We start from the raw sequence: 17,433 nt of genomic DNA on the forward strand, positions 1-17,433 counted from the left end.
CACCATGCAGTTTCGCCGCTACCTCGATGACGCGGCCGCCCGCCAGCAGCTCAGCCTGCGGGTGGTGCTGGAGACCGACTCCCTGTTCCACCTGGTCAACGGGGTGAGCCACGGGCTCGGCCGCGCCGTGGTCAGCGCCGGCATCGCCGCCACCGCCAGGCGGCTGTTCCAGCTGCCCTGCCACCCCTTGAGCGATACGAGCGCCGGCACCATCGCTTTCATCACCCGCAAGCACAGTGTCACCCCCGCCATGAAGGCGTTTCTCGCCCAGGCCGAGGCATGAAAAAGGCAGCCCGCCCGGGGCTGCCTGCACATGGATGTCGGGATCTGACTCCCTGAATGACGTCAGTCTGCCCCTCGCTGTTTGTCCAGCGCCGCGATGAAGGCGCTCGCCAGTGCGTGGTCGGAGAAGGGATTCTGGCCTGTGATGAGCTCGCGATCGATCACCACGCCGGGCTGCCAGGGGGCGACGAACTGCATCTTGCCACCGGCTTGTGCCATGGCCTGCGCCGGGTAGTAGCGCAGCTTGTTGCCCTGGAGCGAGCCTTCGAACACCGCCTCTTCCTCATCGGAGAAGATGGTCATCCTGTAACCGTCATAGATCCACTCCCTGGCACCGTCCGCCTTGCCTGCGATGACAGACTGCTCGAACCCGGCCGGATCCGCCTGCGCCGCCAGCAGCGCGATGGGGCCGTGGCAGATGGCCGCCGTGGGTTTGCGGTTGTCATGGAAGTGGCGCAGCAAAGTGCCCACCTCGGGATCCTTCGCGAGATCGATGAGGGGGGCGTGGCCACCGGGAATGAAGAGGCCGGCATAGCGCTCGGGACCGGATTGCAGCACCTCCTTCAGGGAGAGCACCTTGCCGGGGGTGAGCAGGCCGTCCACCACGGCGCCGATGCGTCCCATCTCCTGCGGGTTGCCGCCGAAGTACCGGGGATCGACGGAGCCCTTGTCGGCCTCCGGCCGGTTCCCTCTCGGGGTCACCGGGGTCAGGGTGTAGCCGGCCTCCAGCAGGGCGGCGGCAGGGACACCCAGCTCATTGAGATAGAAGCCGGAGGTAAAGTGCTTGCCCCCCTGAAGCGGCAGCTCGGTCTCGCTCGAGAGCAGCACCAGGATCTCGCCTTTCGAAGCGGCGCTGGCCACAGCGGAGGTCGCCAGCAGCAGTGAGGCCAGCAAGGCCTTGAGGGTGTTCTTCATCGTGATCTTCCTTCTGATGGCAGTGATCGTTTGTGCGGCAAGGGTGCCGCGTTGGATGACGAATTTACTGATTACCCACAGGCGAATAAACTCACGCCATTGAACTTGTTTATTTACATGGATGAACATATGTCCCGTGCCTTCGACCCCGTCCAGCTCGGCACCATAGAGCTCTTTTGCAAGGCGGCCGAACTTGGCAGCTTTACCGCCACGGCTCAGGTGCTGGGGGTGACGCCCGCCTCGGTGAGCCGCTCCATCCAGCGGCTCGAGGCCAGGCTCGGTGTCAAACTCTTCCATCGCACCACACGCAGCGTGCGCCTCACCCACGACGGGGAACTCTATCGGGATCAGTGCCAGCAGGCGCTGGAGCAAATCGCCGAGGCCGAGCGGGCCATCACCGGCCGCCAGCGCCACCCCAAGGGGGTGCTGCGCATCAGCGTGGGCACCGTCTATGCCCACCACCGTCTGGTGCCCCTGCTGCCAGGTTTCATGGCGGCTTATCCCGAGGTCGAGCTGGAGCTCAACGTCTCCAACAGAAACATCGACTTCGTGGAGGATGGCTACGATCTCGCCATTCGTCTGGGGGAGCCCCGCGACTCCCGGGTGATCGCCCGCAAGCTGGAGGATGCCAGCCTAGGGGTCTTCTGCGCCCCCGCCTACGCAGCCCGTCGCCCCGCGCCGACCACCCTGGCCACCCTGCCGCAGCACGATCTGATCCAGTTCATCACCCCGAGTACGGGTCGCCCCTTCCCCTGGCAGTTTGTGGACGAGCAGGGAGCCCCCGTCGATCTTCAGGTGCACAGCCGGCAGCGGGTGCTGGACGACGTGCTGGCGGGTCTGGGCTGGGCGGTGGCGGGCGGCGGTCTGTTCCAGATCTACCATTTCGTGGCGCAAGAGGCGCTCTTGCAAGGCAAGCTGGTCGAGGTGATGACCCCCTTTGCGGGGCGCTCCCGCCCCTTCTATGCCCTCTATCCCCAGCATCGCCACCTCTCTGCCCGGGTGCGGGCCTTCGTGGATTACCTGCTGGCGGCGGTGCGCACTGAGAGCAGACGGGCCCAACCCTGACCCAGCGCCCTGACCCCGCCTCGCCGCTGGCGGGGTGGCCCCCCTCTGTGTCCCTCTGTCCCGTGATGGAGCTAAGGCTGTGCGTCAGACACGGTGCCGGAGCGAAAGACGCGGGCGAGCCAGGCTGCATTCTGGACACAATGGTCGCCGACAAAAATAAATATGCAGATAAATCAATACTGCCCCCACCTGAGGTATGAACTCTTCTGCTGTTTGTATGAAGCATCGTGCTGCTGAAAACTTTCTGTGAGCCACCTCCCGTCGTTAAATCCGCGAGCCTATAACCTTGACCCGAACAATAAAAACCTGACGCGTTCCGGTTTATTTCACCATGCATCACAAAGGAGTGTCACATGTATAAGAAAGTGAAACTGGCGGGCATTATCAGCACCCTTATTCTCTCTGCCTCCGCTTATTCTGCGGACATGACGGTGGGGTTCTCCCAAATAGGGTCTGAGTCCGGCTGGCGGGCGGCAGAAACCTCGGTGGCCAAGAGCGAGGCACAGAAACGCGGCATTACCCTGAAGATTGCCGATGCCCAGCAGAAACAGGAGAACCAGATCAAGGCCATTCGCTCCTTTATTGCCCAGGGCGTGGACGCCATCTTTATTGCCCCCGTGGTGCAGACAGGCTGGGACCCGGTATTGCAGGAAGCAAAAGAGGCCGAGATCCCCGTGTTCCTGCTGGATCGCAATATCACGGTCAAGGACGACTCCCTCTTCATGACGGGCGTCGCCGCAGACAGCGTCCACGAAGGGGCGGTGGCGGCCAACTGGCTCATCAAGCAGCAGGATGGCAAGCCCTGCAACGTCGTTGAATTGCAAGGCACCGTCGGGGCCAGCGTGGCGCTGGACCGCAAGAAGGGCTTCCTCGATACCGTCGCGGCCGTGCCCACCATCAAGATCATCCGCACCCAGTCCGGCGACTTCACCCGCAGCAAGGGCAAGGAGGTGATGGAGAGCTTCATCAAGGCGGAAAACGGCGGCAAGAATATTTGCGCCGTCTACGCCCACAACGATGACATGGCCATCGGGGCCATTCAGGCCATCAAGGAAGCCGGGCTCAAACCGGGCAAGGATATCAAGATCATCTCCATCGACGGCGTGCCGGATATATTCAAGGCGATGATAGCAGGTGAAGCCAACGCCTCGGTGGAACTCACGCCAAATATGGCGGGCCCCGCCTTTGACACCCTGCTGGCCTATAAAAAAGATGGCACCCTGCCCCCCAAACAGATCAAGACAGAGTCCAAATTGTTTGAGCCGGAGAGCGCCCAGGCCCAGCTCGAACTGAAAAAAGACATGGGCTATTAATACCGGCCACCCTCTGAAACAGCCTGTCAAATAACACGCCATATATGCCCGAGTGCTTATATGGCGTGTTATATCGGAGAGCCATTTCCATGCCAGAAAAAATCGCGATGTCCTGCTGCACGCCCGGGGGATCTGCAAGGCCTTTCCCGGGGTACGGGCCCTGCATCAGGTGGACTTTTCCCTGCGACGGGGGGAGATCATGGCGCTGCTCGGCGAGAACGGGGCCGGCAAGTCCACCCTGGTCAAGACCCTCACCGGCGTCTATCAGCGTGATGCGGGCCGCATCGAGCTCGATGGCGTCCCCATCTCCCCGACGGACACAGCCCACGCCCAGCGCCTGGGAATAGGCACCGTCTACCAGGAGGTCAACCTCCTGCCCAACATGTCGGTGGCGGACAACCTCTTCATCGGCCACGAACCCCGCCGTTTTGGCTTCATCGACCGGGCCGCCATGACCCGGCAGGCCAGCGCCATCATGGCCAGCCACGGCTTCGAGATGGACGTCACCCTGCCCCTGGGTCACTACTCGGTCGCCATGCAGCAGATCGTGGCCATCGCCCGGGCGGTCTCCCTGTCCGCCAAGATCCTGATCCTGGACGAACCCACCGCCAGCCTCGACACCAGCGAGGTCCAGATGCTGTTCGCCCTGATGAAGAGCCTGCGGGATCGGGGGGTGAGCCTGGTCTTCATCACCCACTTCCTCGACCAGGTCTACGCCATCAGCGATCGCATCACGGTGCTGCGCAACGGCGAGCTGGTCGGCACCCGCGACACCCAGGCGCTGCCGCAACTGGAGCTGGTCAAGATGATGCTGGGGCGCGAGCTGGACGACAACGCCCTCAAGCGGGCGGGCAAGACACTGCGCAGCAGCCAGCCCATGGTGTCGTTCAGGGACTATGGCAAGCGCGGGGTCATCGCCCCCTTCAGCCTCGACGTCATGCCCGGGGAGATCGTGGGCCTGGCCGGCCTGCTCGGGTCCGGTCGTACCGAGACCGCCGAGCTGATGTTCGGCATAGTGCCGAGCGACAGCGGCGAGTGCCGGGTGCGGGACAAGCCGGTCACCATCCGCAGTGCGCGCCAGGCCGCCGCCCACGGCTTCGGCTTCTGCCCGGAGGATCGCAAGAGCGCCGGCATCATCGCCTCGGCCTCGGTGCGGGAGAACATGGTGCTGGCCCTGCAGGCCCAGCGGGGCTGGCTGCGCCCCTTGTCCCGCAAGGAGCAGGACGAGATCACCTCCCGCCTCATCGCCCAGCTGGCGATCAAGACGCCGGGGCCGGAGCAGCCCATCCAGTTTCTCTCCGGGGGAAACCAGCAGAAGGTGCTGCTGGCCCGCTGGCTGCTGACCAAGCCGCAGTTCCTGATCCTGGACGAACCCACCCGGGGCATCGACGTGGGAGCACACGCCGAGATCATCCGCCTCATCGAATCCCTCTGCGCCAACGGGCTGGCTCTGCTGGTCATCTCCTCCGAGCTCGAGGAGCTGGTGGGCTACGCCGATCGGGTGATCGTCCTGCGCGATCGAAAACAGGTGGCAGAGCTTGCGACGGACGCCCTCAGCGTCCATGCCATCATGAACGCCATTGCATGCGAGGCCTGATATGACGTCATCCACTCTTCCCCTCTCCAAGGGGACCAGCCGCCCCCGCCGGCCCTGGCCCACGGGCTCGGCCCAATGTGTCGCCCTGGTGTGCGTGCTGCTCATCAATGCCCTGGTCGCCGACAACTTCTTCGCCATCCACATCCAGGATGGCCGACTGTTTGGCAGCCTCATCGACATCCTCAACCGCTGCGCCCCCGTGGCCCTGCTCTCCCTCGGCATGACGCTGGTCATCGCCACCGGCGGCATCGATCTGTCGGTGGGGGCCGTGATGGCCATCAGCGGGGCCACCATGGCCAGCCTGGCCACCGGCGGTCACAGCCTGCCGGTCATTCTCGCCTCCGTCATCGGGGTGGGCCTCCTGTGCGGCCTGTGGAACGGCCTGCTGGTGGCGGTGTTCAAGATCCAGCCCATCGTCGCCACCCTGATCCTCATGGTGGCGGGCCGGGGCATTGCCCAGCTCATCACCGAGGGGCAGATCATCACCTTCAACAACGACGCCCTGGCCTGGATCGGCAGCGGCGCCCTCTTCTATCTGCCCACCCCGGTCATCATCACCCTGGGGATGGCCCTGTTCATCTGGCTGCTGACCAAGCGCACCGCCCTCGGCCTCTTCATCGAGGCGGTGGGGATCAACATCAAGGCCGCCAAGAACGCCGGCCTCAACACCCCCATGGTGGTGATCGCCACCTACCTGCTGAGCGGCATGATGGCCGCCGTCGCCGGCATGATAGTCGCCGCCGACATCCGGGGGGCCGATGCCAACAATGCCGGGCTCTGGCTGGAGATGGACGCCATTCTGGCGGTGGTGATCGGGGGCACCTCCCTGATGGGGGGACGCTTCAATCTCGCCCTCTCCCTGGTCGGCATCCTGATCATCCAGGGGGTGAATACCGGGATCCTGCTCTCCGGCTACCAGCCCCAGTGGAACCAGATCGTCAAGGCCATGGTGGTGCTGGCGGTGCTCGTCATGCAGTCGCCGGCCCTCAATCACCTCTTCCAGCGAGGGACTCGTCATGTTTAAGCGCAACCTGCCCCTGATGGTGACCATCATGGTCTTCGTGCTGGGTTATCTGCTCTGCCTGGCCTCCTTCCCCGCCTTTCTCTCCACCCGCATCATCTGCAACATACTGACGGACAACGCGTTTCTGGGGATAGTGGCGGTGGGCATGACCTTCGTCATCCTCTCGGGGGGCATCGATCTGTCGGTGGGGGCCGTCATCGCCTTCACCGGCGTGCTGCTGGCCACGCTCATCGGGGATCTCGGGGTCAGCCCCGTGCTGGCCATCCCCCTGGTGCTGGTGCTGGGAGCGGGCTTCGGCGCCCTCATGGGCTGGCTCATCGATACCCTGAAGATCCCCGCCTTCATCATCACCCTGGCGGGCATGTTCTTCCTGCGGGGGGCCAGCTTCCTCATCTCCGAGCAGTCCCTGCCCATCGATCACCCCACCTTCACCTATCTGTCGAGCCTGTCGTGGAAGATACCGGGCGGCGGTCGCCTGAGCCTGCTGGCCCTCATCATGCTGGCGGTGGTGGTCTTCGGCATCCTGCTCGCCAACCGCACCCGCTTTGGCAACAACGTCTATGCCATCGGCGGCAACGCCACCTCAGCGGCCCTGATGGGGATCTCGGTACGCCGCACCACCATCCGCATCTACCTGCTCTCCACCACCTTGGCGACCCTGGCGGGCATCGTGTTCGCGCTCTACACCTCGGCGGGTTATCCGCTGGCCGCCGTCGGGGTGGAGCTCGATGCCATCGCCGCCGTGGTGATCGGCGGTACCCTGCTGAGCGGCGGGGTGGGCACCGTCTTCGGCTCCCTGTTCGGGGTGCTGATCCAGGGGTTGATCCAGACCTACATCAACTTCGACGGCACCCTCAGCTCCTGGTGGACCAAGATCATCATCGGCCTGCTGCTGTTTAGCTTCATCGCCCTGCAGCGCCTGCTGATCCTGGTCTCGGAACACCGCAAGGCCAACAAGTCCGGCCCCTTCAAGCGCCAGGCCGCCGCCCAGCCCGAGTGATGCTCCCGGCCCTGCTCAAGCCTGGCAGTGGCACGGGTAGCAGCAACCGGGACACATGCGAGCGTGAAGGAACACGCTCGCTTCGGGTACCGTCGCCTTCTCCTGCCTTGTGCCCTGACACCCGGTGTTCACCGACGAGGGCGCCACGTACTCGCATAGGGTATCAAACAGAAACACGGCCCGTTATCTCTCACTCGCGTCCAGGCTAGGTGCGCAGGAGTTCAGCCCTGCACGGTATTTCTTTTTTACATGAGTCACGCTAGCCTAATACGCTAAGTTCGCCGTTATCAGGTTTTATCGTGACATTACAATACATTGCCCCCAAGCAACTCTGGTTTGGCAGTTGCCAGCTTGATTGCCTCCACCGGTCGCTCAAACGCAGCGATCAGGCGAAGGAGATCCGGTTGCCCAGTGCTGAAACGCTGTTGTTTGCTTTTATGCTGGAGCATGCCGGGGAGCTTCACGATAAAGAACATCTATTGTTCATAGGCTGGGAGGGGCGGCCGATCAGTCCCAACTCGCTGACTGTTGCCATTGCCAATCTTCGTCGCCATTTGCTGGGACTGGACATGGAGCTGGAGATCAGAAGTATTCCCAAGAAGGGTTATATTCTGAATCTGATGGTCCCCCTCGAACGATCTCCCCAACCCGAGCATGAAATATCCGCCCCAAGAGCCCAGGAAACACCTTCTTCTGCATCTCGACTACCGGAATCTACTTTCTGGTTTAAAAGAATACTATTGTCTGTCAATGTGCTCTCGCTCACCTTGCTGGCATTATTAGGATTAATATCCGCATCCGAATGGCTGACGGTGGATTGTCAGGATGATAATGGCAATATCATCTGCGCTCTGGATACCGAACAAACCCAGACAAGAGATCAACTTACCCTGGATGAAAGCGGTGACACGCTTTGGCTTATTTCAGGTCCGGTTAAGATAAAGTTGAGTCAACGAAACATTCTCAATTTACGAGAAGAGAAAAATGAATAAAGTCACTAAAGCAATATCCCATTGGCTACTCTGGTTACCACTCACCCTGCTCGTGTTGATTGTCACCGCCATTTCAATAGACAGCTTTGGCTGTAATTATGAAATGAAGATGAACACCGCCGGTATAGATTATCAGGGAGTCTGTCGCTGGGGTATGCTCAGTATCATTGAGGAAGAACCGGCGACGAAAGCCAAATGGCAGGTAGACGGCTGGCAGGTTGCTTTCATGAATCAATTTATTTTTTTCGTTTCCGAGAGACGACTGTTGAATAAGGGAAATGGCCAGCACTCAGCACTTAACAATTACAACCAGCTCCAGTCAGACTATACCATCGTTAATTACACTTGGGTTCCACTCACAAAAAACCATATCGCCATGTTCCAAAAAACGCCGCACCATGACGTTATCCTGGTAGAGCAGAACGGCTGGTTCAGTTTTTCCCATAGGTTGTTTCCTGCCACACCATTGCTTGGCAATAAATAGAGTGCGTCTCTGCCCTTTTCACATGTTATCCAGATACGGAGTTGTTCTCTTTCATTATTTACTTCCCCCTGTCGCAGCCTTGATATTCCCTCTCACGGGGGCTTCGACAAAAGTCGGTCATTGGTTTCTCAACCCCAGGTGACCTCTATATCCTTGTTCCACTCTCCGGCCGCTCAAGCACCGCCTGCGTGTTTTACGCGCCCACATGCATCATCACCTCTCCCACTTGACCGTCGCAGGTTTGCAGACGAATTGACCCGCCATCAGCCCCTCTCTACCCCCTGGCCACGCGCCACACTCGGGTTTTTTTCCCACCTCTTCGCGTCTATGAAGTGGCATCCATTTTACAGTTAAAATTAAAACCCTTTAAAATCAGTATTTTGCTAAATTTTTATGGCTTTTTATGACTATGGAAAGCCCCTGACCCTGCCTATCATACACATAACAGGTGATGTCCCTTCTCAAGTAGCTGAAGGCGGTGGCAGGGTCCATCGAGGTCACCCATAAGGATGAGCCAGCACAAGGGAGGTGGGAGTAGCAAATACCATTATGAGGTGTTGATATCATGAGAGCGTCTACATTATCCCTGGCCGTGTCAGTCATGTTTTCCATCGCAGCGTCTGGCTGCGCTTCGACTGACAATATGTCTGCAACCGATAGATTCCTGTTATCCAGTGCAACGGGAGCGATTCTCGCCGGTATGACAGCTCCGGCTAACCATCCATATGATAATGCCCAGCATGAATATGTTGATCAACATGGCAATATACAACACGGTCGCGTTTACAAGGATCGGGATGGCAACTATCGCCATGAATAATGACAGCCTTTTCCGGGAATGAGTCTATCCCGCAGAGTAACATGGAAATACGAAACGCGTAGCATGAGTTGGCAGATGATTAAGCGGTGCCACGCTCATACCATGATAACTCGAAAGCACATTTCTATTTCTACTGCCCATTAATAAAACATCAATATTTGAGATCAACATGAAGAAGCAAAACATTTATTTAATGACCATATTCCTGCCAGTCTTTTTGATGATGAGCCCAGTGACTCACGCAGCAGAGAAGACTCCTGTAGAGGTTCTGGAAAGTGACTTTGGCAACATCGCCATTGTGAATCAATTCCAGTCGGATATGGTATCCGCCACAAAGATAACATTGGCCGATGATAGCTATCACAGGATCCCCCTAGATAGCCCGGAGGTCCAACAATGGTTTCTTGATATTACCAAGCTCTACTGGCATGGCAATATTGAACTGGATGACTATGTGTTCTTGGGAAAAAATAAATTTCCTGCCTATGAAGACTCGTTCAGAAAGTTCGCAAAAAACTTGAATCGCATGACGGCAAAATAACCGACTGTCACACATAAAATGTGAATTAAATACTACTCGTACCGAATTGATAGGATATACCATGAAAAAAATACTTTGCGTCTCCATGATTTCATGCTCTCTCATCCTGGCCGGATGCGCGGACATCGATCATATGTCGACTGGCCAGAAAGCCTTGTTGGGTGCCGCTGCTGCTGCGGCCGTGGGTGGAATAGCCTATGGTGTTCATAAAAACCATAAGGCAGAACAAGAGAGCGAACGGGCTAACCGTGCAGAACATAATAAATCTCGGGCCCATAACGCCAGACACAGTGATATGGCAAGCCGTGGTAATAGTTGCCAGGAATGGCATGGCCATATTGAATGTGCTCCTGATCAGAATTGACAGCCCATTTTGAGATGGCATTTATAATCATCTACATCGTCTGGTAATACGGATTTAATTTATGCTTTTTTATCGTCTCGCACTGCCTTTACTGTTGGCCATGTCCATGAACAACGCATCTGCCGCAGATAAAACCTACGATGTGCATTTCTTGAAGGGTACGACAGGGATATCGTATCAAGATGTAGTGATTAAACGTGATGCCAACACTTACAGACTGCGTGGCAGGGCAGAACAGAGACTGAAAGTCAGATTATCCTTGAGAGACCAAGAAGCAACCTATTTCAATATCACCACGCTTGATGGTGTCAGTCTTTATGACGGCTCCAGTGAAGGCAACAGTGCCAGCTTGTTATTGCCCTATGATGGTGATTTCATCATTCACGTTTTCAATATGGGGGACAACATAGATAAACGAGTTCCCTACCAACTCTCGATAAGCCTCAAATAGCCATATCTTAAAAAGGCAAAAACAATGAATAAAGTATTATACAGCATCCTGACGAGTGCCCTTTTGGTGACGACCTGTGCAAGTGCTGAACCCTATATCGGTAGTGGATTTCAGCATCTTCATAGCCAACTAGATGGCAAAAATACCTACGGATTTTTCATTCAAGGAGGATATGACCTTGGGCTGATGGATATCAGTGTCAACACAGGGAAAACGACAGGAAGTGGACACAGCTATGTCGATATGCAAGGAGATATACACAGTACCCAGACAGATATCTCTTTCATGGATATGGGGATAGGCCATCGGTTTGATATTGCCGGCTTATCTGTTATGCCACGCATTGGGGTCGCGAAACTGGATCAACATGGTCAGAAAAACTCCGCCATAGAATATGGCCTGACGTTAGGTTATCCAATCACAAAAAACCTGGAAATCAGTGCCAGCTATAATTATATGGATGCATCCCCTGTCCAAGGTAAGAACGTCGATGCGGATGGTTTTGATATTGGTGTTAACTATCACTTTTGACATGCAGGATTCTTCCGATGAAACATATAATCCTCCTGACCAGCCTGACCTGTACCCTCTTGGCAGGCTGCGTCAGTCAATATGACGAAATGAGGTCTAAAGGCTATAGCCAAGCCTATGCGCAAGGGTATGAAGATGGTTGCCACAGTGGCAATCAGGCTGCAGGCAGCTATCTGGATACCTATACCAAGAACGATACGCAATTTCGCAAAGAGCCCGACTATGCCGATGCATGGCGTGATGGATTTAATATCTGCCAAGCCAATATGCAAAGAACCATAAAAGATGCGGAGAAAGCCACAAAGAAACAGCCGCATGACAAAAAACAGGATGACTATTATCGAAAAATGGAACAAGAGGCCACCCGTGATATAGATACCAGCGGTCTGTCTGGTTATTAATTCCCTTACTCTGCAGGAACTGAACATGAAATTGACTAAAACTGCGTTATTGATGGGCGTCTTGCTGACCTCCTCCATCGTCAATGCCAATCCTCAAGCCGCCTGTAACGACGCACTCAGCGACCGTGGATATGGTGATGCCGTACAAAAACGAGTCCAGATCATGGACTCCCGCTCAGGCACCTCCGTCACCGGGCAGCTATCACGAAGCAATGGCGATCGCTTCGAATTCAACTGTGTCCTGGATAGCCAGGGGGGATTAATGGATGTTCTGGTCAACCCGCTTCCGGGCAACAAGCCATCCTCTCGAACCCTGGGCCGCCACGCCTTGAGCAACTGTGTTCATGAAACTGCCGCAGAGTGGGAGGTCAGCCCCAAGGCAGTGGAAGCCGGTCGTGCCCAATACACTGGTGATGGCATGTTCGACGTTGAGATGCGGGGTGATAATGGCAATGTTGCCGTCTGCACCGTCGAAGAAGATGGCACTGTTCGCGCAATCATGAACGATTGATCATCCTCATTCAGATGGGGCATGCGAGTGCCCCTATGTTTGGGGTCTCTTCTCCCTCACCACCAGGATATACCTCATGTTATCGAGACTTTTTACCGGCTTGATGAACAAGCGTTTGCAGAGGCGTGGCTATATTGGCTACATGCTCCTGTTATTTTTTATTGTTCTCTCCGCATTAATGACTACCTTGGGCACAGGTACCCTGGCATATGACTTTATTGCCAGCAACATTGCAAAAATGGCAATGCCACTGATAGCAGGCATGGTGGCGTTATTTTTATTGGTCGGCTATGCGAATATCAATCTGGCCGTCATGAGAGCCCGTGACATTGGTTTACGGGGGGGATATTTGTTCCTGTTCTCTGTTGTTTTCTTGATCTCTACCTGTACCCCGATACTCAGCGAGGCTCTGCATGGCAAGGATCTCTTCAATGGCTTGCATGGCTTACTTGTACTCTTCCTTGCTGTCATGCCGAGTGGCCTATTTAAAAAAACACCTCGCCAGAGTTGAGCCTGACGCGATTTATTTCATGCAATCAGCCGAGGCAATGACAATACGGACATAAGCTATTTAGCACTGACACATCATTCAATATCGTCATCATGACCTATTGCCCCATAATTATTTATTTGCAGTATTAAAACAGTCCCCTTACGGGCTGCACCATAGATGGTTTATTCTCGGCAATATCATGACCACAGTGACGATGCCATCCCTTGCATTTTGACAGGTACTTATCAGCCATGTTGGTTACTTCTTCACTTATTTCAATGATCTTCCTGCAATGGATGCAACTCAGATATATGCGAACCAAATACCAGCGCAGATGTGAGGTGCTTGTTCAGGAGGCAAGACGAGACCCGCTCACGGGATTGGCCAATCGTCGGTTATTTGATGAATGGTCACACAAGGCTTGCAGCCTGGCACGACGTCAGGACGATACCTTGTGCCTGGCAATGATCGACATCGATCATTTCAAAATAATCAACGATACCTTCGGCCACAGCGCCGGAGACGAAGTATTAAAAGCAGTGGCTGAACGGTTGAAAGCGGATTTACGGGAGCATGACATATCGGCCCGGCTCGGTGGTGAAGAGTTCGTTATCGCCATGCCGAATATCACCCTCCCCTCGGCCATCGAAGTCGCCGAACGAATTCGCGAAAGCTTCGTCTCTCTGAATATTTCATTCAATGAACAGCATATTCCTTTCACTGCCAGTATCGGTGTGACTGCATTGACCACAGAAGAATTAACATGCAGTGAGGGATTCCAATATGCACTACTCAGAGCGGACAAGGCACTGTATCGCGCCAAATATGCAGGACGCAACAGGACGGTGGCCATCGACCACGAAGCACTGTAACGCCGAGGCCACATTCAAACAGGCTGAACAAGGCCGACTCTTCACGTTGTGCAGCACTCCCCCTGTCCGGATATCCGTTGCGCACTCTCTGTGTCATCACAGATTGACGATGATGCTCGTCCTCAGGCCCCTGGTACCCCTGTCGAACGCCATCGGGATCATGGAGATGGTCGGTTTCTCTCTCTGCCACCCACTTCGGCGGTGGTGACACCAGCCCTTGGGGTAATCCAGGGGCTCAAGGCATTCCGGCTCACGCCTCCCCCTTCGCACTCAGACTCCGGCGAACTGCCCCCGGGCACGGGGGCCTGATAGTCGGCCTCGCTCAGTCGCGCCACCAGCCGCTGCCCTCATGGGGGCTCAGCACCTCCAGGGGTTCTCCCATGACGGGCGTGGTCAAGGGGATCTGCTGCTCTGAAGCCAGACGGGCAATCTGCTCCAGCGGATCGTTCCAGCGGTGCATGGCCAGATCGAAGGTGCCGTTGTGCACCGGATAGAGCCATTTCCCCCCGAGATCGTGAAACGCCTGCGCCGTCTGCGTCGGGTGCATGTGCACCAGCTCCCAGCGCTTGTCGTAGGCCCCCGTCTCGAGGAAGGTCACGTCGAACGGGCCGTAGCGCCTGCCTATCTCCTTGAAGCCGTCGAAATAGCCGCTGTCTCCGCTGAAGAAGAGGTTGACCCCCTCGCCGCGAATGACCCAGGAGGCCCAGAGGGTCTGGTTGCCGTCCCCGAGGCCTCGGCCGGAGAAGTGCTGGGCCGGGGTCGCCACCAGGGTGACACCGCCCACCCGGGTCTGCTGCCACCAGTCCAGCTCGCGAACCTTCTCCGCCGCAATGCCCCAGTCCCTGAGGCGCGCCCCCACCCCGAGGGGCGTGATGAAGTGAGCGACCTTCTCCTGCAGCGCCAGGATGGCCCCGTGATCGAGATGGTCGTAGTGATCGTGGGAGAGGATCACCCCCTCGATGGGGGGCAGCGCCTCCAGGGTGATGGGCGGCTGGTGCCAGCGTTTGGGACCGAACCACTGCACTGGCGAAGCCCGCTCGCTGAACACGGGATCCGTCAGCCAGAACTTGCCCTGCAACTTGAGCAGCAGGCTGGAGTGGCCGAGGCGCCACACGCTGTTATCCGGTGCCGCGATGAGCCCCTCCAGGGTCATGGCCTGCACCGGGATGGCGCGATCCGGCATCGTGCCCTCAGGCTTGGCGAACAGGAAGTCCCACCAGAGTCGGGCCCCTTCCCAGAGGCTTCGCGCCTGGGGTGTCACGGCATTGTTGAACTGGCCCCCGCGATATTGCGAGGAGTCCGGGTGTTCGGGCAGGCCCGGTTTGAGTAGAGATGCGATCATGCCAACCATTAGGGCTCCTTTGAGCAACCACAGAGAACGGCGCCCCCCCGGGAGGGCGCGGGAAGATGCAGACGGGTTCTGCATTCATGACACTCCTGACGGTGTTGTGTCTGGTGAATCAAGGCCGGCCCCTGCACGGGGCCACGCATTAAGTGAAACGGACAGTGATGGTACGGGCCGCAGTGCAGAAGCTGAAGTTATCCATCTTGTAGTCTCTCTGCACAAGGCCCTGACGCAGGGCACTTGGTCGATGGAGCGAACTATAAATGTGCGATAGACATCGAACTAGACGACAAATGGATGAATCAGTTACAACTAAATGATGTAAATAGGCGAGAAAAACCATGATCAGCGACTTGCGATCCATCACCACCTTCGTGCGCACGGTGGAGCTGGGGAGCCTCAGCAAGGCGGCACAGGCACAGCAGATTTCCCCACAGGCCGCCAGCAAGGCCTTGAAACAGCTGGAGGGGTATCTGGGGGTGCGCCTCTTTCATCGCACCACCCGCAGCATGTCCCTGACCGAAGAGGGACAACGCTTCCTGGAGGCCGCCCAGCCCGCCCTTCTCGCCCTGCAGCAGGCCCTGTCGGCGGCGCGCCAGACCCGGGAGGCCTTCGCCGGCCCGCTGCGCATCGTCGGACCCCGCTCCGTGGTGCAGGGGGTCATCGGGCCTGTCCTGGACGAATACAGCCGGCTCTACCCGGAAGTCCAGCCGGACGTGCAGCTCGATGATCGCATCGGCAACTGGGTGGAGGAGCGGGTCGACGTGGGCCTGCGCATCGGCCTCTCGCCCCAGAACGGCTTGATCGCGCGCCGCCTCTTCCCCCTGCAGCTTATCATCTGCGCCTCCCCCAGCTACCTGCGCAAGCACGGCGTGCCCCACACGCTGCACGATCTCGGCCTGCACCGTTGCAGCGTCTTTCGCCATGCGGGCACCGGCCACCTGGTTCCCTGGCACGTGAACGTCGGGGAGAACATACAGGAACACCTCGTGCGCCCCGCCCTCTCCACCAACGACGAGATGGTGGAGCTCGGGGCCGTTCTCGCCGGTGAGGTGATCGGCCAGCTCGCCGGGCCGACTGCGGCGGCGCACATTCGGGCCGGTCGCCTGGTGCCCCTGCTGCTCGAGCATATGATCGACGTCTACAGCCTGTTCCTCTATTACGGCAGCCGCGCCGCCCAGCCCGCCCGGGTCCGCCGCTTCATCGATCTGGCGGTCGAGCGCCTCACCGACAACCCGGAGTTCGTGCTCGGCGCCGAGGAGCTGCGCCAGGCCCATGGGCAGGGCCTCGCCGAGATAGGCTGATCAGCGCGGTGGTCGCCAGAGTGATCAAGAAGAGAAATGCCCCGCACCACATGAGATGGGGGCATCAAGGAAGACGCTCGGGTGAAAAGCGCTGGTTGATGGCGATGCGGCTGGGGGCGCGAGCGTGACGCCCTGTCGCGCCTGCGCTCACTCATCGGTAGAGGGGCCGGCCCAGGTGGGGGTTTTCCTCCTCACCAAGCAGCCCCGCCATGTGGTCGATGATGCCTCGATAGGCATCGGCCGCGTGATAGTGCGCCATGGCATGAAGACGTGAAGCGTTTCCCACCTCGCCGGCCGCCTCTGGGCTGGCACTCAGTTCACTGAGCACCCGGGCAAGATCATCAGGGTCGTTTGGCTGGTATTTGAAACCGTGGACCCCCTCCACCAGGTGGCGATCCCACCAGGCCCCGTCAGACGGGATCACCACGCACAGGCCGGCGGCCATGGCCTCCAGAATGGAGAGCCCGAAGGGCTCGTGGTGGCTGGTCGAGACGAAGATCCCGCACCCGGCCCGTATTTCGTCAAGATTGCCGGGGTTCTCATGCCAGCGGGTATCGGGCAGATCTGGCCGGGGTTCGCTGCAAGGTTGCAGTATGTTTCGCGGTTGCAGATAGCAGACGGTCAGCGGCACACGGGGCTCGGCAAGCTGCTGATGCGCGGCCAGCATGGTCTCCAGCCCTTTCCACTTGAGCAAGGAGGCCGCCCACAAGATGCCGGTCCCGCCCGAGGTCGCCGTCGGCCAGTCGGCCTCCCTCAGGCCATTGATGAAGGGCTGCCAGTGTACCGGGATATCCTGCTGCCCAAGGTGCGCCATCAAGGCCAGCAGCGACGGGCGGGCAGCCTCCAGATAGAAGACCTGGCTTGCACGCCACAGTGCCCTGGCTGACAGGCGAGAACCGCCAACGGGGCCGTGGATCAGCTGCACCACCGGGATCCCCGCGAACCGGGCCGCCCAGTAGCAGCAGAGATCCACGCCGGGGCCGGAGGCCGCCAGCAGGCCGCGCACCTCCCCCAGGCGCCATATCAGCCAGAGGATCATCAGGGTCTGCCACCCCTGCTTGAGCAGATACCCCACGCCTGACTCGCGCCCCCGCAACAGGGCCGGCACCCGGAGGTGGTGGTGCCGGC

Annotated in this window: 20 protein-coding genes; 17 read left to right on the forward strand and 3 right to left on the reverse strand. The window is 58.2% G+C overall.

The genetic code is table 11. The features are described from left to right. Positions 1–283: LysR substrate-binding domain-containing protein (locus tag BN1136_RS08890; protein WP_043808392.1), on the forward strand; the 283-nt coding region annotated here is incomplete at its 5' end. A 62-nt stretch (positions 284–345) separates the two neighbouring features. Here the strand turns inward: BN1136_RS08890 and BN1136_RS08895 are convergent. Then, positions 346–1,197, reverse strand: a complete 852-nt coding sequence (locus BN1136_RS08895) for a type 1 glutamine amidotransferase domain-containing protein (RefSeq protein WP_043760817.1) — start codon at positions 1,195–1,197, stop codon at positions 346–348. A gap of 129 nt (positions 1,198–1,326) precedes the next feature. Between BN1136_RS08895 and BN1136_RS08900 the strand changes: the two genes are divergently transcribed. The 15 genes from BN1136_RS08900 (at position 1,327) to BN1136_RS08970 (ending at position 13,656) form a co-directional block, all read left to right on the forward strand. Beyond that, entirely contained in the window at positions 1,327–2,262 is a 936-nt protein-coding gene (locus BN1136_RS08900; protein WP_052365677.1) for a LysR family transcriptional regulator, read from the forward strand. Positions 2,263–2,615: 353 nt separating this feature from the next. Then, a complete protein-coding gene (gene ytfQ, locus BN1136_RS08905) occupies positions 2,616–3,575 on the forward strand; it encodes a galactofuranose ABC transporter, galactofuranose-binding protein YtfQ (RefSeq protein ID WP_043760823.1) in 960 nt (319 codons plus the stop codon). A 52-nt stretch (positions 3,576–3,627) separates the two neighbouring features. Further along, positions 3,628–5,172, forward strand: a complete 1,545-nt coding sequence (gene ytfR / locus BN1136_RS08910; RefSeq protein WP_304521040.1) for a galactofuranose ABC transporter, ATP-binding protein YtfR — start codon at positions 3,628–3,630, stop codon at positions 5,170–5,172. Position 5,173: 1 nt separating this feature from the next. Continuing rightward, positions 5,174–6,196 carry a galactofuranose ABC transporter, ATP-binding protein YtfT gene (ytfT, locus tag BN1136_RS08915; protein ID WP_043760826.1) on the forward strand — a complete coding sequence of 341 codons (1,023 nt, stop codon included), beginning with the start codon at positions 5,174–5,176 and terminating at the stop codon, positions 6,194–6,196. Continuing rightward, a complete protein-coding gene (gene yjfF, locus BN1136_RS08920; protein WP_043760829.1) occupies positions 6,189–7,196 on the forward strand; it encodes a galactofuranose ABC transporter, permease protein YjfF in 1,008 nt (335 codons plus the stop codon). Before ytfT ends, yjfF begins: the two co-directional genes overlap by 8 nt. Before the next feature lie 299 nt (positions 7,197–7,495). After that, positions 7,496–8,188 carry a winged helix-turn-helix domain-containing protein gene (locus BN1136_RS19845; protein ID WP_152552616.1) on the forward strand — a complete coding sequence of 231 codons (693 nt, stop codon included), beginning with the start codon at positions 7,496–7,498 and terminating at the stop codon, positions 8,186–8,188. Further along, a complete protein-coding gene (locus BN1136_RS08930; protein ID WP_043760836.1) occupies positions 8,181–8,672 on the forward strand; it encodes a hypothetical protein in 492 nt (163 codons plus the stop codon). Before BN1136_RS19845 ends, BN1136_RS08930 begins: the two co-directional genes overlap by 8 nt. A 989-nt stretch (positions 8,673–9,661) precedes the next feature. Further along, positions 9,662–10,033: a hypothetical protein gene (locus BN1136_RS08935; protein WP_043760839.1), complete on the forward strand. Its 372-nt coding sequence runs from the start codon at positions 9,662–9,664 to the stop codon at positions 10,031–10,033. 61 nt (positions 10,034–10,094) lie between these two features. Continuing rightward, positions 10,095–10,397: a hypothetical protein gene (locus tag BN1136_RS20195; protein ID WP_152552617.1), complete on the forward strand. Its 303-nt coding sequence runs from the start codon at positions 10,095–10,097 to the stop codon at positions 10,395–10,397. Between the two features lie 61 nt (positions 10,398–10,458). Then, positions 10,459–10,848 carry a hypothetical protein gene (locus BN1136_RS08945; RefSeq protein WP_043760844.1) on the forward strand — a complete coding sequence of 130 codons (390 nt, stop codon included), beginning with the start codon at positions 10,459–10,461 and terminating at the stop codon, positions 10,846–10,848. Between the two features lie 24 nt (positions 10,849–10,872). After that, positions 10,873–11,379 (forward strand): outer membrane beta-barrel protein, encoded by a 507-nt coding sequence (locus BN1136_RS08950; RefSeq protein ID WP_081843746.1) that lies wholly within the window; start codon positions 10,873–10,875, stop codon positions 11,377–11,379. 17 nt (positions 11,380–11,396) lie between these two features. Then, the gene (locus BN1136_RS19495; RefSeq protein ID WP_052365678.1) at positions 11,397–11,780 is read left to right on the forward strand and encodes a hypothetical protein; all 384 of its coding nucleotides are present in this window, start codon (positions 11,397–11,399) and stop codon (positions 11,778–11,780) included. A gap of 25 nt (positions 11,781–11,805) precedes the next feature. Then, the gene (locus BN1136_RS08960; protein WP_043760850.1) at positions 11,806–12,291 is read left to right on the forward strand and encodes a hypothetical protein; all 486 of its coding nucleotides are present in this window, start codon (positions 11,806–11,808) and stop codon (positions 12,289–12,291) included. Between the two features lie 76 nt (positions 12,292–12,367). Beyond that, positions 12,368–12,802, forward strand: coding sequence for a DUF805 domain-containing protein (locus BN1136_RS08965; RefSeq protein WP_043760853.1), 435 nt, complete (start codon positions 12,368–12,370; stop codon positions 12,800–12,802). Positions 12,803–13,035: 233 nt separating this feature from the next. Then, a complete protein-coding gene (locus BN1136_RS08970; RefSeq protein WP_081843749.1) occupies positions 13,036–13,656 on the forward strand; it encodes a GGDEF domain-containing protein in 621 nt (206 codons plus the stop codon). A 322-nt stretch (positions 13,657–13,978) separates the two neighbouring features. Here the strand turns inward: BN1136_RS08970 and BN1136_RS08975 are convergent, their stop codons facing one another. Beyond that, a complete protein-coding gene (locus tag BN1136_RS08975; RefSeq protein ID WP_231557854.1) occupies positions 13,979–14,998 on the reverse strand; it encodes an MBL fold metallo-hydrolase in 1,020 nt (339 codons plus the stop codon). 344 nt (positions 14,999–15,342) lie between these two features. Between BN1136_RS08975 and BN1136_RS08980 the strand changes: the two genes are divergently transcribed. Further along, positions 15,343–16,305 (forward strand): LysR family transcriptional regulator, encoded by a 963-nt coding sequence (locus tag BN1136_RS08980; RefSeq protein WP_197068430.1) that lies wholly within the window; start codon positions 15,343–15,345, stop codon positions 16,303–16,305. 151 nt (positions 16,306–16,456) lie between these two features. On the opposite strand, the gene BN1136_RS08985 is transcribed toward BN1136_RS08980, so the two are convergent. Further along, the coding region (locus BN1136_RS08985) for a glycosyltransferase family 4 protein (RefSeq protein ID WP_043808393.1) at positions 16,457–17,433 on the reverse strand (977 nt) is incomplete at its 5' end.

Origin of the sequence: Aeromonas taiwanensis (assembly GCF_000820165.1) — a bacterium.
Lineage (GTDB): Bacteria > Pseudomonadota > Gammaproteobacteria > Enterobacterales > Aeromonadaceae > Aeromonas > Aeromonas taiwanensis.